The 23,119-nt window shown below is 59.8% G+C and carries 22 protein-coding genes; 3 read left to right on the top strand and 19 right to left on the bottom strand.

Features of this window, described 5'->3' with window-relative positions:
- Nucleotides 1-24 precede the first annotated feature (24 nt).
- The 3 genes from GMST_RS07080 to trxB form a co-directional block, all read right to left on the bottom strand.
- Nucleotides 25-1,794 carry a hypothetical protein gene (locus GMST_RS07080; protein WP_183353936.1) on the bottom strand — a complete coding sequence of 590 codons (1,770 nt, stop codon included), beginning with the start codon at nt 1,792-1,794 and terminating at the stop codon, nt 25-27.
- Nucleotides 1,795-2,659: 865 nt separating this feature from the next.
- On the bottom strand, nt 2,660-3,538 hold the full coding sequence (locus tag GMST_RS07075) for a YifB family Mg chelatase-like AAA ATPase (protein ID WP_183353935.1): 879 nt from the start codon (nt 3,536-3,538) through the stop codon (nt 2,660-2,662).
- Nucleotides 3,539-3,797: 259 nt separating this feature from the next.
- Complete coding sequence (gene trxB / locus GMST_RS07070) at nt 3,798-4,748, bottom strand: thioredoxin-disulfide reductase (protein WP_183353934.1); 951 nt, start codon at nt 4,746-4,748, stop codon at nt 3,798-3,800.
- Between the two features lie 150 nt (nt 4,749-4,898).
- Here trxB and GMST_RS07065 point away from each other — a divergent pair, with 150 nt between their 5' ends.
- From GMST_RS07065 to ilvA, 3 genes are all read left to right on the top strand, one after another.
- On the top strand, nt 4,899-5,654 hold the full coding sequence (locus tag GMST_RS07065) for a hypothetical protein (RefSeq protein WP_246399258.1): 756 nt from the start codon (nt 4,899-4,901) through the stop codon (nt 5,652-5,654).
- A gap of 45 nt (nt 5,655-5,699) precedes the next feature.
- A complete protein-coding gene (locus GMST_RS07060; protein ID WP_183353933.1) occupies nt 5,700-6,707 on the top strand; it encodes a cation diffusion facilitator family transporter in 1,008 nt (335 codons plus the stop codon).
- Between the two features lie 157 nt (nt 6,708-6,864).
- Nucleotides 6,865-8,073 carry a threonine ammonia-lyase gene (gene ilvA, locus GMST_RS07055; RefSeq protein ID WP_183353932.1) on the top strand — a complete coding sequence of 403 codons (1,209 nt, stop codon included), beginning with the start codon at nt 6,865-6,867 and terminating at the stop codon, nt 8,071-8,073.
- 119 nt (nt 8,074-8,192) lie between these two features.
- On the opposite strand, the gene recQ is transcribed toward ilvA, so the two are convergent.
- From recQ to GMST_RS06975, 16 genes are all read right to left on the bottom strand, one after another.
- Nucleotides 8,193-9,986, bottom strand: coding sequence for a DNA helicase RecQ (gene recQ, locus GMST_RS07050; protein WP_183353931.1), 1,794 nt, complete (start codon nt 9,984-9,986; stop codon nt 8,193-8,195).
- Between the two features lie 159 nt (nt 9,987-10,145).
- Entirely contained in the window at nt 10,146-10,823 is a 678-nt protein-coding gene (locus GMST_RS07045; RefSeq protein ID WP_183353930.1) for a TIGR04282 family arsenosugar biosynthesis glycosyltransferase, read from the bottom strand.
- Between the two features lie 123 nt (nt 10,824-10,946).
- The gene (gene folE2, locus GMST_RS07040; protein WP_183354134.1) at nt 10,947-11,714 is read right to left on the bottom strand and encodes a GTP cyclohydrolase FolE2; all 768 of its coding nucleotides are present in this window, start codon (nt 11,712-11,714) and stop codon (nt 10,947-10,949) included.
- Between the two features lie 111 nt (nt 11,715-11,825).
- Nucleotides 11,826-12,506, bottom strand: coding sequence for a 7-cyano-7-deazaguanine synthase QueC (gene queC, locus GMST_RS07035; RefSeq protein ID WP_183353929.1), 681 nt, complete (start codon nt 12,504-12,506; stop codon nt 11,826-11,828).
- 208 nt (nt 12,507-12,714) lie between these two features.
- A complete protein-coding gene (gene rpoD / locus GMST_RS07030; protein WP_183353928.1) occupies nt 12,715-14,469 on the bottom strand; it encodes an RNA polymerase sigma factor RpoD in 1,755 nt (584 codons plus the stop codon).
- 28 nt (nt 14,470-14,497) lie between these two features.
- Complete coding sequence (gene dnaG, locus GMST_RS07025) at nt 14,498-16,273, bottom strand: DNA primase (RefSeq protein ID WP_183353927.1); 1,776 nt, start codon at nt 16,271-16,273, stop codon at nt 14,498-14,500.
- Nucleotides 16,274-16,291: 18 nt separating this feature from the next.
- Nucleotides 16,292-16,813 carry a CvpA family protein gene (locus tag GMST_RS07020; RefSeq protein WP_183353926.1) on the bottom strand — a complete coding sequence of 174 codons (522 nt, stop codon included), beginning with the start codon at nt 16,811-16,813 and terminating at the stop codon, nt 16,292-16,294.
- Nucleotides 16,814-16,928: 115 nt separating this feature from the next.
- Complete coding sequence (locus GMST_RS07015; protein ID WP_183353925.1) at nt 16,929-17,372, bottom strand: GatB/YqeY domain-containing protein; 444 nt, start codon at nt 17,370-17,372, stop codon at nt 16,929-16,931.
- Between the two features lie 9 nt (nt 17,373-17,381).
- Complete coding sequence (gene rpsU / locus GMST_RS07010) at nt 17,382-17,579, bottom strand: 30S ribosomal protein S21 (protein WP_011940832.1); 198 nt, start codon at nt 17,577-17,579, stop codon at nt 17,382-17,384.
- 126 nt (nt 17,580-17,705) lie between these two features.
- Nucleotides 17,706-18,038, bottom strand: coding sequence for a phosphoribosyl-ATP diphosphatase (locus GMST_RS07005; protein WP_183353924.1), 333 nt, complete (start codon nt 18,036-18,038; stop codon nt 17,706-17,708).
- A gap of 234 nt (nt 18,039-18,272) precedes the next feature.
- Complete coding sequence (gene hisF, locus GMST_RS07000) at nt 18,273-19,031, bottom strand: imidazole glycerol phosphate synthase subunit HisF (RefSeq protein ID WP_183353923.1); 759 nt, start codon at nt 19,029-19,031, stop codon at nt 18,273-18,275.
- 25 nt (nt 19,032-19,056) lie between these two features.
- On the bottom strand, nt 19,057-19,782 hold the full coding sequence (gene hisA, locus GMST_RS06995) for a 1-(5-phosphoribosyl)-5-[(5-phosphoribosylamino)methylideneamino]imidazole-4-carboxamide isomerase (RefSeq protein WP_183353922.1): 726 nt from the start codon (nt 19,780-19,782) through the stop codon (nt 19,057-19,059).
- Between the two features lie 199 nt (nt 19,783-19,981).
- Entirely contained in the window at nt 19,982-20,605 is a 624-nt protein-coding gene (hisH, locus tag GMST_RS06990) for an imidazole glycerol phosphate synthase subunit HisH (RefSeq protein WP_183353921.1), read from the bottom strand.
- A 173-nt stretch (nt 20,606-20,778) separates the two neighbouring features.
- The gene (gene hisB, locus GMST_RS06985) at nt 20,779-21,366 is read right to left on the bottom strand and encodes an imidazoleglycerol-phosphate dehydratase HisB (protein ID WP_183353920.1); all 588 of its coding nucleotides are present in this window, start codon (nt 21,364-21,366) and stop codon (nt 20,779-20,781) included.
- Nucleotides 21,367-21,415: 49 nt separating this feature from the next.
- Nucleotides 21,416-22,705, bottom strand: a complete 1,290-nt coding sequence (gene hisD / locus GMST_RS06980) for a histidinol dehydrogenase (protein ID WP_183353919.1) — start codon at nt 22,703-22,705, stop codon at nt 21,416-21,418.
- Between the two features lie 82 nt (nt 22,706-22,787).
- Nucleotides 22,788-23,111 carry a hypothetical protein gene (locus GMST_RS06975; RefSeq protein ID WP_183353918.1) on the bottom strand — a complete coding sequence of 108 codons (324 nt, stop codon included), beginning with the start codon at nt 23,109-23,111 and terminating at the stop codon, nt 22,788-22,790.
- Between the last annotated feature and the right edge of the window lie 8 nt (nt 23,112-23,119).

Below are 23,119 nucleotides of genomic sequence, written 5' to 3'. Positions count from 1 at the left end.
AAGTGACTTTGCAGGTAGCACCAATTAAACTTTCACTCCTACTTTCCGCAAAGCATTTAGAACTCCCGCCATGCATGGGACCTTATCATCCTTAGAGTGACTGTGCTTGAAAGAAAGGACAATGCCTGGCAACTGCCCTTCTAAATTCTTTACCACGCCCATTGTTTCCTTTATTTTTGAAAGCAATTTTTTCAGACAAGTCTGAAAGTTCTCCTTATCTCCTAAAATCCACACTAGGCCTCTAAAAGACTCCTCTCCGCTTGTACCGGCAACTCCGACACGTGGCCTGCGCTGAATCTCAATTATATAAATGACCTTTCGACCTGCGATGATTTTCACAACAAGTAGACCACGGACAGTTTTCCATACAACATCAAGATATGGCCACTCTCGCTTGGTCTTAGAAAGTCCTACTAGTTCAGTCTGATCAAACGGCTTCAGCGGAATCAACTTTGGTTCAGAGGAAGAGCTAAAACCATCTGCAGGAGAGTACCATTTCACATTTTCAATTACATCTGGTCGTTCATTTTGCAGATAAATCAGTGCGTTCCACATGTCTCTGAGTGTCCCTTTGGACTCCAAATTTTGTTGTGGTACAAATAGGGATGCATGACCGACGCCTTTCCCCGTGCCGTAATTCTCACCTGACGAAAACGCCACAGACGCACCATCAGCCCTACGTGTGCCGGCCTCCGAATGTGCTTTCTCACGCCGCACGTCAACTACAACCCTTCTGAGTCCCAGAATCTCTAGACTGGCCTCTTCGACTTCGACTGTCCCAGAACCTTGATCAGGATCATCGTCATCCGTGCAGTCGACGATTTTTGGCAAATTCCCGAACGTCCTCATTCCACTCCACGCTTCACGGACGACACGACCTGCCGCAGCCTCAGCCTTCTGGTCGATCTTGTTGGTATTGTCACGATCCCTTGAGATTGGAAGACCTGCTGGCTCACAAATGCCGTTTATCTGCAAAGCAAGGAACGTGTTCATATCGTTGATCCAAATACCAGTTGCCTTTATCCGGCTGGGACCAGTGTACCATGGACCAATTTGGGGGAAGGCTATACTGTTTCCCGCGCTAAATTTGGCTTCTAGTTGGCTGTAAATCCTCCTTGCGGCTAGGCGGGCAGGCTCGTCATATAGAAGGTGCGCTAAAAAGATCACATCCCCATTTGTCATCCTTTTCGCAAGTTTGACTGGCCACCGGCCCGGACTCGGCAATTCCTGTGTGGATGAGAATAACCGAGCTAAGGCTTCGTCCCACGGGTATGCTGTTAGCACGCGTCGAACCTCAGCAGACGCACCGTAATAGCGAGTGAAGAACTCTAGGCATGGGATAAGAAGGCTCTTTCCATCGCCAATCTTTAAGTCAACTAGCCAGTTTCTGTCGCGAGTGTACCTCAACGGATAATCTTGCTGCCTAATGATAGGCTTTGCTGCCTGTTGTTCCAGGTATTGGCAGGGAGAGACAAACCTCCAACCTCCTTTTGAGAAGTTGACGTCGAACACGTCCGTGGTTCGATGTGCTTCAAGATGGCAGAATCCTTCACGCCAAATCGACCCAATGCGCAGAAGCCCAAGCATCGTGATTCCAACTTTAACCCCAGTAAACTCGCCAAGACAGCCCGAGGAATCGATCTCACGAAAATATACGATTACATCTGGCACTGTCTCTGCGTTGTGACTTTTTTGTACTCCTCCATACCACCATACAATGTGATCTCCTCTCAAATTGCGAAAGAGCGACATTTGCTTAACTTTGACTTCTCCTTGGCTGACGAAACTAATCATTTACCACCTTGTCCACTCGCCCGTGTATTACTGAACGCAACATTTCCCATCCGGCCTTGTACTGCAAATTTTGCGCCACAAGGCCAACAGTTTCTTTGGGACAAGAAAACTGATCAGATCTGTCAAAGACTAAAGTTATGGGCACCACTGGAGCGAAACAACGGAATTTAGCAACTTGACAGTTGCTCCATGCTGCAATGCCATTTTCAACATCAGAGAGAGTGAGGTCCGTGTAAACAAATGAGCAGCGGCACTATTCGTGGAGGGAGTAGGATTCAATTCGTCTGAGCAAGTCAAAGAGAGTGGAGTGGATCTCGCCAACTTCAGCAGAATTAAAAAGGTTGGTGAGGATTTGCTGCCCTAGAGAACTTTGCAAAGATTTCATTTCGTTTTTCTTGAGAAATTATGCCAGTGAATGGGGTCGAGCTTCGCAACCTAGATGACTCTTCAGAATCAGTAGTTAAAAGACGGAAAATTTGCTCTTTCGGCCAAGTATTGAGAATCTCCCACCACTCTTCATAGGCAGGACAGGGAGAAACCTGGAGACATTCCTCTATATTCGAGCGCACCTTAGCCCACAGTTCGGGAGATGCAATTAGAACCTTAACAACCTCTTTATGTATTTCAAGGGAGCGTATTTCAGAGCGACGCTGCAAGTTCATAAAAAACCCGTTTCCCGGCGGTCCATTCCGCAACCGGTCCAGGAGTGTCAGTTACATCTACTAGGTTCAAAAGTACTCCTAATTCAAAATACCGTGTTTCACTATGGCTGTAAAGTTTTCAAAATTAGCCGCTAGCTCGAGCTTTGGAATTTAGAAACGCACTTTTAAACTCTTCTGTCGCATTTATTCTCAATCAGTCGCGTCTATTTTGAAAAGTCACAGCTGCCGCCGATGAGCCCGACATCGGAGATGGTGTGGTGCGGCGAGCGGAAGGGACGGCTGGAAATCAGTGCGTGGTCGCGCTCCAAAAGCCCCATCACGCTATAGACCTTGCTGGTCTCGATCGCCTCCTCGAAGAGCATGGGCGGCAAAATAGAGGGAATGCGCCTGGCCAACATGGTCTTCCCGGATCCTGGCGGTCCTATCATCAGGAGATTATGGCTTCCGGCCGCCGCTACCTCGAGGGCGCGCTTGGCGTGTTCCTGGCCGCGCACCTCGCTGAAGTCGTCCCCTGCCTCCCCTCCCTGGCTGAACAGGTCGGCGAGTTCGGCACGGTAGGCCGGGATCTCGAGCTTGCCGTTCAGGAAATCGACAACTTGGGAGAGCTCGCTCACCCCGATCACCTCGATCCCTTCGACGACCCCACCCTCGCAGACGTTCTCCACCGGGATGACGATGCCGGCAAGTCCCGCCTCACGCGCCGCCACGGCTACCGACAGGCAGCCGCGCACCGGCTTCACGCTCCCGTCCAGGGAGAGTTCCCCCAAAAGGATGTAGCGGCTCAATTTTTCGGGCTTGATGACGGCGGTGGCGGCCAAGATGCCGATGGAGATGGGGAGGTCGAAGGAAGCCCCCTCCTTCTTCACGTCGGCAGGGGCGAGGTTCACGGTGATCTTACGGTTGGGGAATTCGTAGCCGGTATTTTTGAGGGCGGCCTTGACGCGGTCCTTGCTCTCCTTGACCGCGTTGTCAGGGAGCCCGACCGTGGCGAGTTGCGGCAGCCCCTGGGCGATGTCGACCTCGACATCGATGATGATCGCGTCGATGCCCAACAGGGCACTGGAGAGGACCTTGGCGAGCATGAGCCCTCCGCTGCAGACAGGCAGAAACAAGACTCGCCCCTACCGGTTTCACCTTACGGCCTGTGGTAGGAGCGAATCTCGTGTGCCCAAGACTTTTGGAGTAGGAACAAACGCAGCAAAAAGCATAGCACGCGCGGCGGAATCCGATAGCACGCGCAGCCCGATTCTCGTCCCCAGCCCCAAGTTGTCCAACTTAGAGCATAGAACTAAGAACGTCCTTGCCTTGTTAGCCCCTAGTCCCCAGTCCCTAATCCCCGCGTTAGTCCTTCAGCATCTCCAGGTAGCGATCCGCGTCGAGGGCCGCCATGCAGCCGGTGCCGGCGGAGGTGATCGCCTGCTTGTAGAGTTGATCCTGCACGTCGCCGGCGGCGAAGACCCCCGGCACGCTGGTCGCGGTGGCGTCGCCGTCGCAGCCGCCGTTGGTGCGGATGTAGCCATCCTCCATGTCCAGCTGCCCCTTGAAGAGATGGGTGTTCGGGGTGTGACCGATAGCAATGAAGCAGCCGTGCACGGAGATGACCTTGTCCGAGCCGCTGCTGTGGCGGATGCGGATGCCGGTGACACCGGACTCGTCACCCAGGACCTCTTCAAGGGTCTGGTTCCACTCGATGGTGACCTTGCCGGTCTGGGTCTTCTCGATCAGGCGGTCGACCAGGATCTTCTCGGCCCGGAACTTGTCCCTGCGGTGCACCACGGTTACGTGGCTGGCGATGTTGGCGAGGTAGAGGGCTTCCTCGATGGCAGTGCTGCCGCCGCCAACGACCGCGACGGGCTTGCCGCGATAGAAAAATCCGTCACATGTCGCACAGGCGGAGACCCCCTTTCCTTTGAAAGCCTGCTCGGAAGGGAGTCCAAGGTACCGGGCCGAGGCACCGGTCGCGATGATCAGCGCATCACAGCTGTAGGTGCCGCTGTCGCCTTCCAGGACGAAGGGAGGCTTCCTCACCTGTGCAGTATGGATATGGTCGTAGATCATTTCGGTGCCGAAGCGCTCGGCATGACGCCGCATGCGCTCCATAAGGTCGGCCCCCATCACACCGTCGGGGTCGCCAGGCCAGTTGTCCACCTCCATCGTTTGCATGAGCTGCCCGCCCTGCTGCAGCCCGGTAATCAGTACCGGGTTCAGGTTGGCACGCGCCGCGTAGATCGCTGCACTGTAACCGGCCGGGCCGGATCCAAGTATAATGAGACGGTGGTGAATCGGTTCCATTTACGCTTTCCTCCAACATGACTTTGGCCGGAAGGTTAACAGTATATGCAGAAAATTGCAAGGCGCCAAAGGCCCTAAGTGATTGACCCTAAAAGGTGCCTCTGCTAAGATTAAAACGTGTCGTACTTTTCAATGAGAACGGAGGACGCCGTGAAGAAGATCATTATAATGGCCCTGTCACTACTTTTAACCACTGGAGCCGAGGCTTTGGCACGGGATCTCAGCTTCACCCAAGGGATCGGTCAGAGCGCGTTCAAGAGCCTAAGCCACCAGGCGGGAGCCGCCATTTCCTACAAGAACACCGCACCGGCTGAGCCGCTGGGCCTGACCGGGTTTGACATCGGCGTAGAGGTCACCGCTGTCGACATCAAGAAGGATGCCGACTATTGGCGGGCCGCCTTCGGCAACGACGCCCCGTCCTTTTTGCTGCTGCCCAAGCTGCGGGCCAGGAAAGGGCTCTTCTGGGGTATCGACGTGGGCGCCATGTACTCCTATGTCCCCGATTCCAACATCAAGCTGTACGGCTTCGAAGTGAGCAAGGCGATTCTTGAAGGGAGCGCCGCCACCCCCGCTCTTGGCATCCGCGGCAGCTACACGAAGCTTGCCGGCGTCAACGACCTCGAGCTGCAGACCGCCGGTGTCGACGCGACGCTCAGCAAGGGGCTTTTGATATTGACTCCGTACGTCGGGGCCGGCGCAGTCTACGTGAACAGCAAGGCGACCGGGCAGTTGCAGTCGCTCTCCACGGCCCTGCAAGGGGGAGTGCCGCTTAAGACCGAAGAGTTCTGGCAGCCGCGCTATTTCGCCGGGCTCAAGATATCTCCGCTGCCCCTTTTTGGGGTTACCGCCGAGGTTGAGTACCAGGAGCGGATGATTTACTCGCTCAAGGCTGCCCTCAACTTCTAAGACGCAATTGGCAGGAAACTACGACCCTGCCGTCTGAGGCACCATATGCACGCGCACGCCGAGACTCATCTGGACCAGAGCATTGCCGGGCGTTTCAAGTTCGCCATCTTCCTCACCGCCGCGACGCTCATCGCGGAGGTGATCGGCGGTCTGTGGACCAACTCGCTGGCCCTGCTCTCCGATGCGGCCCACGTGTTTCTCGACCTCTTTGCGCTGCTCCTCTCGCTGGGCGCCATCAAGCTCTCCTCCTACCCCGCGACCGACACCCGCACCTTCGGCTGGCACCGGATGGAGGTCTTTGCCTCCTTCATAAACGGCAGCACCGTGTTCATCATCGCCCTGGTCATCTGCTACGAGGCGATGGGGCGGATCCAGCACCCCGAAGAGGTGAAGAGCTTTCCGATGATGCTCATCGCCGCGGTGGGCCTCGCCATGAACGTCTTCGCCGCGGGAGCCCTGCACTCCCACTCGCACGACGACCTCAACGTGCACAGCGCCTTCCTGCACATGATCGGCGACGCAGCCGCCTCGGTCGGCGTCATCGCCGGCGGCATCGTCATGTACTTCACCGACTGGTACCTTTTGGACGCCATCATCTCGGTCGGGATCGGCTTCGTGATCTTCTGGGGCTCCTGGCGCGTGGTGCGAGATTCCCTGCACATCCTGCTCGAGGGGGTACCGCGCGGCCTCGAGGTGAACCGGGTTGCCGCCGCCATCCGTGAGGTGGACGGGGTCGAAGAGGTGCATCACCTCAATATCTGGACCATCTGCTCGCACATCAATGCGCTTTCGGGGCACGTGGTAGTGCCGGCGAGCTACCGCGGCGACCACAGCGGGCTTTTGCGCAAGATCGAAGAGCGCCTGTTCGAGCTCTTCCACATCTCGCACACCACGCTGCAGGTGGAGAGCACCAGCTGCACCACCGACGCGGGGCACCCGAAACAGTTCCGCCACCGCCCACGCTTTTCGTCCCACGGCCACGCGCATGCACACCGGCACGGGCACAGCTGCTCGGGCGACCACCATCACCACGATCACCATCACGACCACTAACCCATAAAGGCAGGTGGCCGCAGAAAGACACAAGATACACAAAAGAGAAATACCTGGAATGATGACCAGGTTGAAGCCGTATCGCCCAGCATCTTTTGTGACTTTTGTGCCTCTTTGTGGCGGAGAACCGCAGTTTTCATCCCGCCGGAAGGAACCCATGCTCGATTACAACCTGATCCTCGACGCCGCCCACCGACTCAAGAAAAGGGTGCGCCGCACGGAACTGATCCAGGCCCACCACTTCAGCGAGCAACTCGGCCTGCCGCTCTACTTCAAGTGTGAAAACCTGCAGAGGACCGGTGCTTTCAAGATCCGCGGCGCTCTCAACTTCATGACCTCGCAACCCCGCCAGGCGCTCTCCGGCGGCGTGATCACCGCTTCGGCCGGCAACCACGCCCAGGGCGTTGCCTTCTCGGCCGATCTTCTCGGCGTGAAGGCAACGGTGTACATGCCCGAGAGCACCCCGCCCCAGAAGGTCTTCGCCACCCGCGATTACGGCGCCACCGTGGTATTGGAAGGGAAGAACTTCGACGAAGCTTGCTCCGCAGCCCTGCGCGAGGCCGAGGCGGGCGGTGCGCTCTTCGTGCACCCGTTCAACGATCCCTACGTCATGGCTGGGCAGGGGACTATCGGACTGGAGCTTTTGGAAGACCTGCCGGATCTTGCCAACGTGCTGGTTCCCATCGGCGGCGGTGGTCTCATTGCCGGCATCGCCCGCGCCATCAAGGAAACCCATCCCCACGTGCGCATCATCGGCGTCGAGTCTGCCGCAGCTCCGTCCATGCAGCTCTCCCTGAAAAAGGGACATATTCTCACCGCCCCCATCATGGCGAGTCTCGCCGACGGTATCGCGGTGAAGACGGTAGGAGATCAGACCTTTCCGGTGGTAAAGGATCTGGTGGACGAGGTGGTCTTGGTTGACGAGGAGGAGATCGCCCTTGCCATCGTTTCTCTTTTGGAGCGCAACAAACTGATGGTCGAGGGGGCCGGTGCAGTCGGCCTCGCCGCACTTTTGAACGGGCGGGTAAAACGGCTCTCCGGGAAAACCGTAGCGGTCCTCTCCGGCGGGAACATCGATGTGAAGACCATCGCGGTGGTTGTGGAGCGCGGCCTCTTGGCAGCGGGGCGCTACCTGAAGCTCAAGGTCGAGCTGGACGACGTGCCTGGCGCCCTGGCACGGCTTTCCGCCGTCATCGCCGAGGCTAGGGCCAACATCTCGATAATCACCCACGACCGTCGCTCGAAATCGCTCCCCATCGGAAAAACCGAGGTGTTGGTGGAGCTGGAGACCAGGGGCGCCGAGCATATCCAGGACGTGGTGAAGCACCTGGAGAAGAGCGGGTATTTGCTGGAGGTGATCCGGTAGGGTTGCAGCTCGAGCATGGAAACGAGGTACATGAAACGAAAAAAGGGGGACTGGCTTTGCTGCCGATCCCCCTTCGCTTTTTTGATCACGAGAGTCCGAGACCGTACCCAACCAATCCCCTACCCTTCCTTGTGCTCCTTGATCACCCGCAGGAAGGCGTCGCCGTAGCGGGCGAGCTTGTGCTGACCGACGCCGGTGATCTTCAAGAGCTCCCACTTGTCTCTGGGCTTCTGGGCTGCCATCTCGGCGAGCGTCGCATCGGCGAAGACGACAAAGGGCGGCACCTGCTGCTCGTCGGCGATCGCCTTCCTGAGCTCCCTGAGCTCCTGGAAAAGAGCACCGTCGTAGCCCGGCTTCTTTGCGCTCGTGCTCTTCTTCTCGACCACCCTGCTGTCCCTCGGACGCGCCAGCTCCAGCTTTTCCTCCCCCTTTAAGAGCGGTCTCGCCAGCTCGGTGAGCCGCAAAACGGAGTAGTTGGCCAGATCCTGTTCGAGATACCCCAGATGCACCAGTTGCCGGATCAGGCCGCTCCAGGCGTCCTGGGAGAGGTCCTTGCCGATGCCGTAGGTGGAGAGCTTTTCGTGTCTGAGCTCGAGGATGCGGTGGTTCTGGGAGCCGCGCAGCACGTCGATCACGTGCATCATCCCGAAACGCTGGCCGACCCGGTACACGCAGGAGAGCGCCTTGCGCGCGTTCTCAGTGGCGTCGAAGCGCTCGGGCGGGCTCTCGCAGATGTCGCAGTTGCCGCAGTCCTTCTCCAGCCGGTCCCCGAAGTACCCCAGAAGCACCCGGCGTCGGCAGGTCTGTGCCTCGGCGAAGGCTGCCATGCAGTTCAGCTTGTGCAGCTCGATCCGGTTCTGCTCCGCGTTGTTGCCGCTTTCGATCAGCCCGCGCGCGATGGCAATATCGCCGTATCCAAAGAGGAGCAGCGCCTCGGCAGGAAGCCCGTCGCGCCCGGCGCGCCCCGTTTCCTGGTAGTAACTCTCGATGCTCTTGGGCATGTCGTAGTGCACCACAAAGCGCACATTCGACTTGTCGATCCCCATCCCGAAGGCGACGGTCGCGACGACGACCCGGATGTCATCCTTCAAAAAGGCATCCTGCACCCGATGGCGCTCCTTGTCCGGAAGCCCGGCGTGGTAGGCTGCCGCCTTGATTCCGTTGGCAGCCAACTTGTCGGCAACCTCTTCAACCCGATTGCGGGAAAGGGCATACACGATGCCTGCCTCATCCTTTCTGCCGGCGAGAAAGGCGGTCAGCTGGTTGAATGGCTTGTGCTTTTCCACGACGTTGTAGCGGATGTTGGGGCGATCGAAGCCGGCCACGTAGCAGGCCGCCCGGGAAAGCCCCAACTGGGAGAGGATGTCGCTTCTGGTCTGGCTGTCGGCGGTCGCGGTGAGCGCGATCATCGGGACCTGCGGGAAGATCTCGCGCAGCATGCCGAGTTGGGCGTACTCCGGACGGAAATCGTGCCCCCAGGCGGAGACGCAGTGCGCCTCGTCAATGGCGAACAGGGAGATGGGGAGTTCTTTGATCCGCTCGATGAAGCCGTCGCTCAATAGCCGCTCGGGCGCCACGTAGAGGAGCTTCAGTTCGCCCGCGTGCAGTTGGGCCAGCACCCGGCGCGCCTCGGCCTCGGTGAGTGCCGAGTTGTAGCACCCGGCAGGCACACCGTTTTCCCGCAGGGCATCCACCTGGTCCTTCATAAGCGAAATGAGCGGCGAGACCACCAGCGCCGTGCCGGGGAGGCAGAGCGCCGGGACCTGGAAGCAGAGCGATTTCCCGCCGCCGGTCGGCATCAGCACGAAGGCATCACCGCCGGCGATGACGTGCTCGACGATCTCGCGCTGATGGGGCCGGAACGCCTTGAAGCCGAAGACCTCGTTGAGGATTCTGTGCGCAGTATCGGGCATGGGGTAACCGTTTTGCTGGGGTTGTCGGACTGAGATTCAGGATTCGGAAGGAAGCCGGACTTGCAGCGTCAGTAGGTGCGGTGCGGTCGGACTCAGGGCCAGGTCGCTCTCCCCGGCCGGAAAAACTTTACCATGAAAACGAAAGCCTGCGCAGCTAGCTCAGCCGCACGATCGGACAGCGGCGCCGGAAGGCTCGATGCCGTGCTCCAAAAGATAGTGCCGGGTGAAAGTGGCTCCGCTCCCGGGGTCGTACAACCCGGGGCGCAAGAGATCGTCGTAACTGTCGATATCGTACCAGGTGGAAATCAGCTCCACCTCGAACCCCGCGCCCCTCGCCTTCTGGTGGCTCACCGCAAGGACCTCCGAGGTGGACCAGGGGACACCTTGGAAGAGATCTGCCATCCCGCCGCTCAATCCGACCAGGTAGTAGCCGCCGTCCTCAGCGGGACCGAAGACGACGTCTTTCCCTGCACCGAGCAGGTCGAACGCCTCGCGGATGAAGGGGAGCGGCAGATCCGGGGCATCGCTGCCGATCACGACCCGCTCCCGGTAGCCGAGTTCCTCCAGTTGCCTGAAAGCTGCCTCCAACCGCTCGCCCAGTCCCGCCTGGTGCTGTCGGATCAGTCTGAGGCCGGGATGGAAGTTCCTGAAGAACTCCTCGTCTCCATCGTAGAATATGACGGTTTCCACACCGAGGGTACGCACCCGGGAAATCGTGTCCTGGAGCATACAGTGGTAGAGTTCAGCCCCCTCTTCGGGAGTGAGAGCGGGTGCCAGGCGGGTCTTAACCTTGCCAGGATGCGGGGTTTTTGCGAAGACGGCGAGTACAGGATTCATTAGCAAGGCACTATTTAAAAAGAGTAAATGAAAAGTTAAAAGCTAGTTTTGTCCACATTTTTGCCGTTTATCAACAGAGTTATCCACAGTCAATGCATTGACCGGCGTTGTCCGACAGATGGGCTACTTGCTGCGCTCGATGGCCGCATAGGCGCTATGTTTGTGGATCGACTCGAAATTTTCGGCCTCAACGGAGAACCAGGTGATGTTGTCCATGGCGAGCAGCCGGACCGTCGCCTCGCGCACCATGTCCTCGACGAAACGTGGATTTTCGTAGGCGCGCTCGGTGACGAACTTCTCGTCTTCGCGTTTTAACAGCGAGTAGACCGGCGACGAGCCGCACTCCTCGATGACCTCGATGAGATCCTCGATCCAGATGAACTCGTTGTAGCGGACCTGGACCGTCATGATGGAGCGCTGGTTGTGGGCGCCGTAGGCCGAGAGCTCGCGGCTGCAGGGGCAAAGCGAGGTGACCGGCACCTTGATCCCCAGCACGAAGTCGAACCTGTCGGACAGAGAGGCGCTGAAGGTACAGGAGTACTCCATGAGGCTCTTCGCCTTGGAGACCGGCGCCTCCTTCTCGACGAAGTAGGGGAACTCCAGCTCCATGTGGGCGTTGGAGGCACCGAGTTTCTGCTTCATGGTCGCCAGGATGGTCTCCATCTTGTCCAGCGCGATGTCTTCCCGGTACTTGTTGAGGATCTCCACGAAACGGCTCATGTGGGTCCCCTTGAAGTGGTGCGGCAGGTCGACGTACATGTTGATGCGCGCGATGGTGTTCTGGAAGGAGCGGTTCTTGTCCATAACCACGATGGGATAGGAGATGTCCTTCACGCCAACCTTGCTGATCGGGATGTTACGCGTGTCGTGGGTAAGTTGGACATCGCTCAGCTTGTGCTTGGCATCTTTGCTGTGCGTTGCGCAGCAGGAGGCTTCCTGCGGAGAATTGCCTGGAGTCGTATCGTTCACGTTACCACCTTCGTCTGTGTTGCTTATCGGATGCTACCCCTTAACGTACCGGGCCGGATCGCTCACGCCCGCCTCGGCGAACCCTTTCAGGCGCAGGCGGCAGGAGTCGCACAGGCCGCAGGCGGCACCGTCCTCTGCCGGGTCGTAGCAGGAGTGGGTCTGGGCGTAGTCGACGCCAAGCGAGAGCCCCTTCTTGACGATCTCGGCCTTGGTGAGGCTGATGAGCGGGGTGTGGATGGTGAGCTTGCGCCCTTCGACACCCGCCTTGGTGGCGAGGTTCGCCATCTTCTCGTAGGCCTCGACGAACTCGGGGCGGCAATCCGGGTAGCCTGAGTAATCGAGCGCGTTCACGCCGATGAAGATGTCGAAGGCTCCCAGCACTTCGGCCCAGCCCAGGGCGAAGGAGAGGAAGATGGTGTTGCGGGCCGGCACGTAGGTAACCGGGATCTCGTTCTCCTCGACGCCGGTCTTCGGGACGGCGACGTCCGAGGTGAGCGCGCTCCCCCCCATTTTCCTCAGGTCGAAGTCCACTACCAGATGATCCACCGCGCCCATGGGACGCGCGTTGCGCTTGGCGACCTCCATCTCGTGCGCGTGGCGCTGGCCGTACCGGAAGCTGATCGCGTAGGGCTCGAAGCCCTGCTCGCGGGCGATGGCCAGGCAGGTGGTGGAATCGAGCCCGCCGCTGTACAGGATTACCGCTTTTTTATGCATCGTTTCACCTCTTCAAAAAACTGATTTCGCCACCGAGACACGGAGAGCACGGAGATAAGCCCACTGCAAGACCGGGGGTAAAGCCCAAAGCCCGGGTCGGGTCGAGGCATTTCGCCTTCTCCGTGTGCTCCGTGTCTCCGTGGCAAAATTGAAGCTTTGTGTCTCAAAGAAAAGGGCCGCGCCGGAATCCGGTGCGGCCCTGGTGGCTTTACTCTACGAAGCTCTTCAGCTTCTTCGCCCGGCTCGGGTGGCGCAGCTTCCTGAGCGCCTTGGCCTCGATCTGCCGTATACGCTCGCGGGTCACCTCGAAGTCCTGTCCGACCTCTTCGAGTGTGTGGTCGCTCTTCTCGCCGATGCCGAAACGCATCCTGAGGACCTTCTCCTCACGCGGGGTGAGGGTGGAAAGCACGCGCGAGGTCTGCTCGGAGAGGTTCGCCTTGATGACCGCCTCGAGGGGGGAAACCACGCCCTTGTCCTCGATGAAGTCCCCAAGGTGGGAATCTTCTTCCTCGCCGATCGGGGTCTCCAGGGAGATCGGCTCCTTGGCGATCTTCAGGACCTTGCGCACCTTGTCGAGCGGCAGCGCCATGCGCTCGGCGATCTCCTCCGGGGAGGGCTCGCGACCGATCTCCTGCACCAACTGGCGCGAGGTGCGGATCAGCTTGTTGATGGTCTCGATCATGTGCACCGGGATACGGATGGTGCGGGCCTGGTCCGCGATGGCGCGGGTGATGGCCTGACGGATCCACCAGGTGGCGTAGGTGGAGAACTTGTAGCCGCGCTGGTACTCGAACTTGTCTACGGCCTTCATGAGGCCGATGTTCCCTTCCTGGATCAGGTCGAGGAACTGCAGGCCACGGTTGGTGTATTTCTTGGCGATGGAGACCACCAGGCGGAGGTTTGCCTCGACGAGCTCGCTCTTGGCCAGCTTCGCCTTCCGCTCCCCTTCCTCGATGGCCAGGAGTGCATTGTGCAGCTCGCTCGCCTTGAAGCCGGACTCCTGCTCGATCTTGGTGAGCTTCTTCTCGGTGGAGCGGTAGCGCTTCTCGAGCTTCTGCGCCTCGTCCTGGGTCATGTTGAGGCCGCTTTTGAACTGGGCTTCGCTGCCTCCCTTCAGGCTGTCGAAGGACGTCAGGAACGGCACCATCTGGGTGCTGGTCTCTTTCTCCAGCTCGGTGACCTCCTGCATCACCAGGTCGACCTTGCAGGAGAGTTCTTTCAGGCGCTGGGCGATCTTCTCAATGTGGCGGTCCTTGAGACGCAGGGACTTAAGGAGCTCCGCCATCTTCACCTTGTGCTCGGTGTGCTCCTGCTGCAGGGCGTCGCGGTCCTTGTGACCCTCGGCGAGTTGCTCGAGCGAGGTCTGGATCTCCTCCATGCGGGTGTCGATGTCCCTGATCTCGTCGATGATCCCCAGAACGCGCGTTGCCTGCAGGTCCTCTTCGCCCTCTTCGATAACCTCTTCCTCGACGTCCTTGCTGATCTCGATGGCGCCGATCTGGAACTTCCTGAGCCGCTCACCCAGAGAGATCACTTCTTTCACGGTAATCGGGGTGTTCAGGATGACGCTTGCCACGTCACGCTCGCCCACCTCGATACGCTTGGCGATCTCCACCTCACCCTCACGGGTCAGGAGGGACACCGAGCCCATCTCGCGCAGGTACATGCGGACCGGGTCGCTGGTGCGGCCGAGGGTGCCGGGTTCGAACTCGACCTCTTCCTGCTCCCCTTCGTGCTCCTCGTCTTCTTCGAGGTCCATCTTGATCTTGGGGATCTTCACCTTCTGGGCGGAGTCCACGATCTCGATGTCCATATCTCCGAACATGCTCATCACATCGTCGATCTGGTCGGACGAGACGATGTCGGGCGGCAAGAGGTCGTTGACTTCCTCATAGGTGAGAAAGCCCTTCTCTTTGCCAAGGTCGATGAGCTGCTTCACTTCATCCATGCTTTTCTTTGCCATTTACCACACTCCGCGACTACGATGCCTACTATAATAATTTCGATTTCTTGTTACGCAATGTCTCCAGCTCCAACAGTATCTCCCGGAACCGGGGGGATTCCGGATCGAGCTGGGCAAGTTCCAACCTGAGGGTTTTGGCGTCCCCCTTCAGCGCGCCGCGCTGCAGCGTCTGGCGGCACTGTTCGAAAGCTTTCAGGGGATCGATGTCCTCCAGGTGGTCGTCCTGCACGAAGAGCCCGGAGAGCCGGGTGCGCTCTTCTGGCGACTCGAGCGATTCCAGCACCCTTGAGAGGTCGAGGTCGCCGTCGAGCGACTGGGCCACCACGGCCTGGGCAACGTGCAGATGCCCGCCGCTGAATAGGGCTTCGGGCCCAGCTTCCCGGACTTTGGTAACCACCTCCGGGAACTTCACCATCAGGGTAAGCAGCACCTCTTCGGTGCTTGGCCCCTGGCGCAGTGCCGGCCGCGGCTTGGGCCGGGGCTGCGGTGCCGCCTGGGGTGCGGCGGGAACCGGCCCGCCGACTTTCCTGCGCAGCATGGCGAGATCGATCCCCGCCGCTTTGCAGATTTCCTGTTCGTAAAGCCCGCGCTCAAGGGGGTCTTGGATCTTAACGAGACGCGGCCCCACTTCGTTGACGAAGGCCACCTTCCCTTCCACGCTGCTGGTGTCGATGCTGGCCGCCACGCCCCGGTAGTAGAACTGGAAGATGGGGAGCGCCTTTTCCAGAAGCGGCGCGAAACCGGCGGCTCCCTCGCGGCGGATGAAGGTGTCCGGGTCGTCCTCTTTGGGAACCTCGATCACCCGCGCCGGGAACCCTTCCTCCAGGAAGAGCTCCATAGAGCGGACCGTCGCCTTGCGTCCCGCCTCGTCGCCGTCGAAGAGCATGTACACCTTTTCGGCGTAGCGCCTCAAGAGCTTCAGGTGCTGCGGGGTGAGCGCCGTGCCGCAGGTGGCCACCACGTTGCGGAATCCGGCCCGGTAGAGCGCCAGGTGGTCGAAGTACCCCTCGACGATGATGGCGCTCCCCTGCTCCCGCATCCCCTTCTTGGCCAGGTCGAGGCCGAAGAGCACCTCGCTCTTGCGGTAGATGGCCGACTCGGGCGAGTTGATGTACTTGGGGAGCGAATCGTCCATCACCCGGCCGCCGAAGCCGATGGCCCGGCCGTGCAGGTCGGCGATGGTGAAGAGCAAGCGGTTGCGGAAGGTGTCGTAATAACCGTCCCGCCCCTCGCGCTTGCGCAGCAGCCCCAGTTGTTCCGCTTGGGCCGGCGCGATCCCCTTGCGCTGCAGGTGCTTGGCCAAGTTGTCCCAGCCTGCGGGTGCGAAGCCCATCCGGTAGGTGACGGCGATGTCGTCGTCGACCCCGCGCTTCACCAGGTACTGCCGCCCCAGGGCACCGGTCTCGTCGGACTCCAGCACCCTGCGGTAAAACTGTGCGGCGATTTCGTTGATCTCGTAGAGCATTTCCTGCTCGTCGAGTTTGTGCTTCTCTTCGCGAGTCAGCGGCCGCTCCGGAATCTCCACACCGACCCGCTTGGCCAGGAACTTCACCGCCTGGGGGAAGTTCATCCCCTCCATGCGCATCACGAAGGTGACGACGTTGCCGCCCGCGCCGCAGCCGAAACAGTGAAAGATGCCGCGGGCCGGGTTCACGTTGAAGGACGCCGTCTTCTCCCCATGAAAGGGACAGATGCCCTGGTAGTTAGCCCCGGATTTCCTGAGACTCATGTAGCCGGAGATGACCTCGTATATGGAGGCCCTTTCCCGCACCTCCCTGACTTTGTCATCCGGTATCATCGACACGTTAGAGTATCCTTGCTGCTATTGTGCGCCAACTCCTGCACCAATCCGAGACAATTCCCTGCGCGCCGGCCCTTCCCACCCTGCCGCGATGCTGCCTCCCGTTGCGGAGAAGGCGTGCGCGGTCTTCGACTTCGCGATCGCCACCTTTACCTTGTCGGGCATCGGCTTCGTGCTTGCCAGGTAGAGCACCATGCAGACGATGAATCCCCCTTCCAGAAAGCCGAACACGACACCGCCGATCCGATTGATCCCGCCCAAGAGCATGATCTTGAAGATAACCGTGAGCAGATGACCGAGGAAATAAAAGAGGATGCCAAGCAGCAGAAAGATGAGTAGAAACGCGAGCGGCTGCGCAACCTGGGGCGGGAGATTTATGAGTACCCGGATCCCCTGGCTGAGAGAAGAGTAATACCTGAAGGCGGCCCAGCCACCGAGAACCAGGCCGAGCAGGGAGCAGGCCTCCCGAATCAGCCCTTTTGAGAAACCTTTAGCTACGAAAAACAGCAAAACTGCCCAGATAAGAATATCGAGAAGGATCATCCACGCACCTGGTAGCTGCCACAAAGTAAAAGAAGGGGCAATCGCTAGATTCGCCCCCACTCAATACATCGAAGAACCCGCACAACCCCCGGAATGTTGGTTCCGGGGGCGTTTATCATGCGAGTTTCTGCTTTACAACTTCGCTAACCAGCTTGCCATCTGCGCGGCCGGAAACCAGGGGTTGCAGGTGTTTCATCACCTTGCCCATGTCTTTTCCGCTTGTGGCGGAGGTCTCCGAGATAGCCTGGGCCACGAGGGCCTCCAGCTCTTCCCGTGTCAGCTGCTGGGGGAGGAATTCCTGCATGAGCGCGAGCTCGGCCTCCTCCTTATCCACAAGCTCCTGCCTGCCAGCTTCTTTGAAAAGCCTGATGGACTCCCTGCGCTGTTTGCAGAGGGTTACGATGGTTTCGGTGATCTCCTGATCGTTCATCTCGCGTCTAAGCTCGATGTCGCGGTTTTTCACCGAGGAGAGCACCATGCGGATAGCGGAGAGCCGTAACGAGTCACGGTTCCTCATCGCATCCTTCATTGCCGCAGTAAGTCTCTCCCGCAGTTGCATACTTCCCTCTTAGTCAACCATCTTACGCTGCTTCTTCAGAGCACGCTTGCGAGCAGCGATGGCCTTTTTCTTCTTCTTGATGCTCGGTTTTTCGTAGTGCTCACGCTTGCGCACTTCCGAAAGGATCCCGGCTTTCTCGCACTGCTTTTTGAACTTCTTGAGCGCAAGCTCAAACGGTTCAGCTTCTTTTACCTTTACTCCCGGCATTCATATTCCCCCCCCTTCTTTCTTTGGATTTAATAACTTGTGGGCAGATCGGGGCCGGCAGAGTTTTTCACGAAAGAGCAATATAGCATCGTGACGATATTTGTCAATGAGTTTATCTGGACATCCTTACTTATCTTTGCGGGACGCCTTCTCTTCAATGCCCGAGATCCCGAAGCGGCGGCGCAGCTCGTTGAAGACTTCTTCGGGGTCGATGTCGTAGAAACCGAGCAGCACCAGGTTGTGGAAGATGAGGTCGGCGGTCTCGTAGACGATCTCTTCGCGCTTGCCACCCTTGCCCGCAATGACCACCTCAGTCGCCTCTTCGCCCAGCTTCTTGAGGATCTTGTCGATTCCCTTGGCCATGAGGCTCGCGGTATAGGAGGAGTCGGTGGGGTTCGTCTTGCGTTCCTGGATGACACGGTAGACCGCGGAGATGATGTCGTCGGTGGGTTTTTCCATGATGGAGCTCCTGCACGGGGATTCGTGCAGGCATCTGCACGGTGGGTGAAGCTGGATCTTCTATTAACTCGGGCAAGCTCTCCCTCCCCCTGGCGGGGGAGGGTCGGGGTGAGGGGGAGGCCTGCAGCTGCGACCAGATCACTTCGTGGTGGCTTCACCCGCCCCCCTGCCCCCTCGTGTCAAGGGCGGGGGAGAGTGGAAACTTGTCGTGAACACGTTGGAGGCACTTACCGCCTAGAGCCGCACCGCCACGCCGCGGCCGCGCAGGTACTGCTTGGCCTCTTCGATGGTGTGCTCCCGGTAATGGAAGATGGAGGCGGCCAGGCAGGCGCTGGCGCCGCCCTGGGTAAAGCCGTCGTAGAGATGCGAGAGGTTCCCGACGCCGCCGGAGGCGATGACCGGGATGCTGACCGCGTCGACCACGGCGCGGGTGAGCGGCAGGTCGTAGCCGTCCTTGGTGCCGTCGCGGTCCATGCTGGTCAGAAGGATCTCGCCGGCGCCCAGGCTCTCCATCTTGTGCGCCCACTCGATGGCGTCGATTCCGGTCGGGTTGCGGCCGCCGTGGGTGTAGACCTCCCACCCACCGCCTGCGCGGCTGCGGGCATCGATGGCAACCACGGTGCACTGGGAACCGAATTTCTCAGCCGCCTCGCTCACGAACTCGGGACGGTGCACCGCTGCGGTGTTGATGGAGACCTTGTCGGCACCCGCGTTCAACAGGCGCCGGATGTCTTCGACCACCCGAACGCCACCGCCCACGGTGAGCGGCATGAAGACGCGCTCGGCGGTGCGGCGCACCACGTCGATGATGATGTCGCGGTCGTCCGAGGAAGCGGTGATATCGAGGAAGGTGAGTTCATCGGCGCCCTGGGCGTCGTACATCTCGGCGATCTCCACCGGGTCGCCGGCGTCGCGCAGGCCGAGGAACTGGACGCCTTTGACAACGCGTCCACCTTTAACGTCGAGGCAGGGAATGATTCTCTTGGTCAGCATCGTGTTGTTTCTCCGAAACAGCCTCTTATTTCTTAGTCAGGGCGATCGCCTCTGCCAGCTTGATGGCACCGCTGTAGATGGCCTTGCCGGTGATGACGCCGGACACGCCGGAGGACTCGATGGCCATCAGGTTCTCGATGTCCTTCAGCGAGGAGAGGCCGCCGGAGGCGATGACGGGGATGCTGATCGCCTCGGCAAGCGCCTTGGTCGCCTCGATGTTCGGCCCCTGCATCATGCCGTCGCGGCTGATGTCGGTGTAGATGATGGCGGAGACGCCGTAGCCTTCGAACTTCTTGGCGAGTTCGGTTGCCGTCACGCCGGTCACCTCGGCCCACCCCTGTACCGCGACCATGCCGTTTTTGGCGTCGATGCCGACCACCACCTGTCCCGGGAACTTCTCGCAGGCTTCTTTGACAAACTCGGGGTTGCGCTGAGCTGCGGTGCCGATGATGACCCGGCCGATCCCGAGGGAGAGGTAGGCTTCGACGGTGGCGATGTCGCGGATGCCGCCACCCAACTGGGTCGGGATGCTGACGGATTTAACGATCGCCTCGATGGCAGTGCGGTTTTTCGGCTCGCCTGCAAAGGCACCGTCCAGGTCCACGATGTGCAGCAGTTCGCCGCCCTGGCGCTGCCACTCGGCTGCCTGGGCACCCGGGTCGTCGTTGAAAACCGTATCCTTGTCCATCAGCCCCTGCTCGAGGCGCACACAGCAACCGTTCTTCAGGTCAATCGCGGGTATGACGATCATTGCAACTCCAGAATTTCTGAAATGAGAACTAAAGGGTCAACCTTGCGGACATCAATGAATCAAAGGCGAATCCCCCCTGCCCCCCTTTTTCAAAAGGGGGGAACGTAGGGCAGATTCATCGTAAAGTGGGCCAGTTCCTGCGATCATTTCCCGGGAAACTGAGATGTCCCCGGCCATGCTTGGAGAGGCGCGACCGTCTCTACTTCATCGTGGCGAAATTCTTCAACATCGCCAGGCCCTTGTCCTGGGACTTCTCCGGGTGGAACTGGGTCGCCATGATGTTGTCGCGCCAGATCGCGGCGCAGAAGTCGATGCCGTAGCGGGTCGAGGCCGCCACCACGCTCTCGTCTTCGGGCTTCACGTAGTAGGAGTGCACGAAGTAGACGTTGCTGCCATCGGCAATGCCGCCGAAGAGCGGCGCCTCGCGCTTGATGGCGAGCTGGTTCCACCCCATGTGCGGGACTTTGAGGGCCTCGCCCTCTTCCACCATTCCGTCGGCGAAGCGCAGCACATTGCCCGGGATCACGTTGAGTCCCTGGTAGATGCCGAACTCCTCGCTCTGGGTGAAGAGGAGCTGCATTCCCACGCAGATACCGAGGAAGGGTTTTCCTTCCTGGATCACCTTGAGGATCGGCTCGACGAAGCCGGCCTGCTCCAGGTTCCTCATGCAGTCGCGGAAAGCACCCACGCCCGGCAGCACCACCCGCTCCGCCTCTTTCAGGATGTTCGGGTCCGCGCTGACCACGGCGTCAAAGCCGATCTTCTCAAACCCCTTCTGCACGGAGCGAAGGTTGCCCATTCCATAATCGATAATCGCGATCATAAATCCTCAAAAGCCTAAGAGGCTGTTCTACGTGCTATGTGCTATGTTCTAGGTTCTACGTTAACATCGGACGGTTTCAGCTCCGTTCACTCGCCCATTTCTGCAACACCATCGTCCACGTCCACGCCTCAACTTAGAACGTGGAACATAGAACCTAGAACGGCTGTTCGGTTTTACAGCTTGCCCTTGGTGGACATGACCCCTTCGATGCGCGGGTCGTGCTGGGTTGCCATGTCGAGCGCCCGGGCTGCCGCCTTGAAGCAGGCCTCCAGGATGTGGTGCACGTTTTCGCCGTACATGACGTTGATGTGCAGGTTGCACGCGCAGTTGTTGACGAAGCCCTGGAAGAACTCGCGCACCAGTTCGACGTCGAAGTCGCCGATCTTCACCTTGGGGAGGCTTACGTTGTAGACCAGGTAGGGACGGCCGGAGAGGTCAGTGACAACGCTGGCCAGGGTTTCGTCCATCGGCACGGTGGTCTGGCCGTAGCGGCGGATGCCGCACTTGTCGCCCATGGCCTCCTTGAAGGCCGAGCCGAGCACGATGCCGATGTCCTCGACGGTGTGGTGGAAGTCGATGTCGATGTCGCCCTTGGCTTCCACGGTCAGGTCGAACAGGCCGTGCCGGGCAAAGAGGTCCAGCATGTGATCCAGGAAGGGAACCGACGTGCAGATGCGCCCTTCACCCTTGCCGTCCAGGTTCAGGGAGAGCTTGATCTGGGTCTCCTTGGTGATCCGTTCGATGACTGCCGTTCTGGCCATGGCGGCTCCTCCGTGTATGGTGTGCCCCCGTGTGATGGGGACCTGCGAACTACTTGTCCAGCCTGAAGCTCACCGACCTCGCGTGGGCGTCGAGCCCCTCGAGCCCGGCAATCCGCACGATGTCGGCGCCGACCCGCTCCAGTCCGCCCTTGGTGAAGTAGAGGATGGAGCTCTTCTTCACGAAGTCGTCGACGGACAGGGGGGAGAAGAAGCGCGCGGTCCCGCCGGTGGGGAGGGTGTGGTTGGGACCTGCCAGGTAATCGCCCGCCGCCTCGGGGGTGTAGTGCCCCATGAAGATGGCGCCGGCGTTGGTGATGAGCGGCAGGATCTCGAAGGGATTCTCGACCGCCAGCTCCAGGTGCTCCGGTGCGATCCGGTTCGAGAAGCTGATCGCCTCTCCCATGGTGTCCGAGACGATGATGACGCCGAAGGATTCCCAGGACTTGCGGGCGATGGCCTGGCGCGGCAGCTCATGCAGCTGGCGCTCGACCTCGATGGCCACGCGCTGCCCGAAGTTGCGGTCGGTGGTGATGAGTACGGCGGAGGCGAGCTCGTCGTGCTCGGCCTGGGAGAGCAGGTCGGCCGCGATGTGCATCGGGTTGCCGCTGCCGTCGTTGATGACCAAGATCTCGCTGGGGCCGGCGATCATGTCGATCCCGGTCTGCCCGAAGACGAGCTTCTTGGCGGTGGCAACGTAGATGTTGCCCGGCCCGGTGACCTTGTCGACGCGGGGGATGGTCTGGGTGCCGTAGGCAAGCGCCGCCACCGCCTGCGCGCCGCCGATCTTGAAGACGCGGTCCACGCCGGCAAGCTTCGCGGCCACCAGCACGTGCGGGTTGGTCTCGCCGCCGGGAGCCGGAGCGACCATGATGATCTCTTTGACCCCCGCAACCTTGGCGGGAACGGCGTTCATGATAACGCTGGAGGGGTAGCTCGCCTTGCCGCCGGGGACGTAGATGCCGACCCGGGCCAGCGGGGTGACCTTCTGGCCGAGCATGATGTCGGGTTCCTCGGTGGAGAGCCAGCTCTGCTGCTTCTGCTTCTCGTGGAAGCGCTCCACGCGCTGGACTGCATGGCGCAGGGCCGCCAGGTCGCGCGCATCGACGGCCGCGAAGGCATGGTCGAACTCGGCCTGGGTCACCTCGAGCCCGGCTGCATCGCACTCGACGCGGTCGAACTTCCTGGTGTACTCCACAAGCGCCTCGTCGCCGCGGCTGCGCACCTGGCTGATGATCCCCTGGACCACCTCCTCGACCTCGCGCCCCGACTCCTCGCTGCGCTGCACCAGCGCCGCGAACTTCGCATCAAATCCCGGTTCCTTGATATCGAGGAATTGCATAATAAGCCCCCACTACCTGGCGTACTAATTAGATCTGCGTTGCTATTCTGCCCCGGATTCCAGTCGACTGGCAAGTCCTGAGTCAGGCCTCCAACTGGCGTTCCACTAAGTGGAGCCGATCCTGGATCGTTTTGAGCTGTTTCTTTAGCTCCTTCACCTGCTGCTCCAAACCGGAACTCTCGGAGCCCTCGGTCTCCAGCGCATCCTCGATGAGCGTGAGCCGGTCCTTGATCTCGGAATAACCGTCCTCCAGCATGCCGAGCCGGTTGTAGATGGAGTCGAGGTGCCCCACGACCTCGGAGAGCCGCTCGTCGTGTACGGCCTGGTTCCCCTTCAGGGCGTCGAACTCAGGTTTCAGCATCTTCTGGTAGAAATTCAAGAAGGCATCAGCCAGCACCTGTTCCATGAAACCCC

The sequence above is a fragment of the Geomonas silvestris genome, from assembly GCF_014193515.1.
In the GTDB taxonomy this organism is placed as follows: domain Bacteria; phylum Desulfobacterota; class Desulfuromonadia; order Geobacterales; family Geobacteraceae; genus Geomonas; species Geomonas silvestris.
The sequence above is the reverse complement of the archived record's forward strand: the minus strand, read 5'-3'. Positions and strand labels throughout refer to the sequence as shown.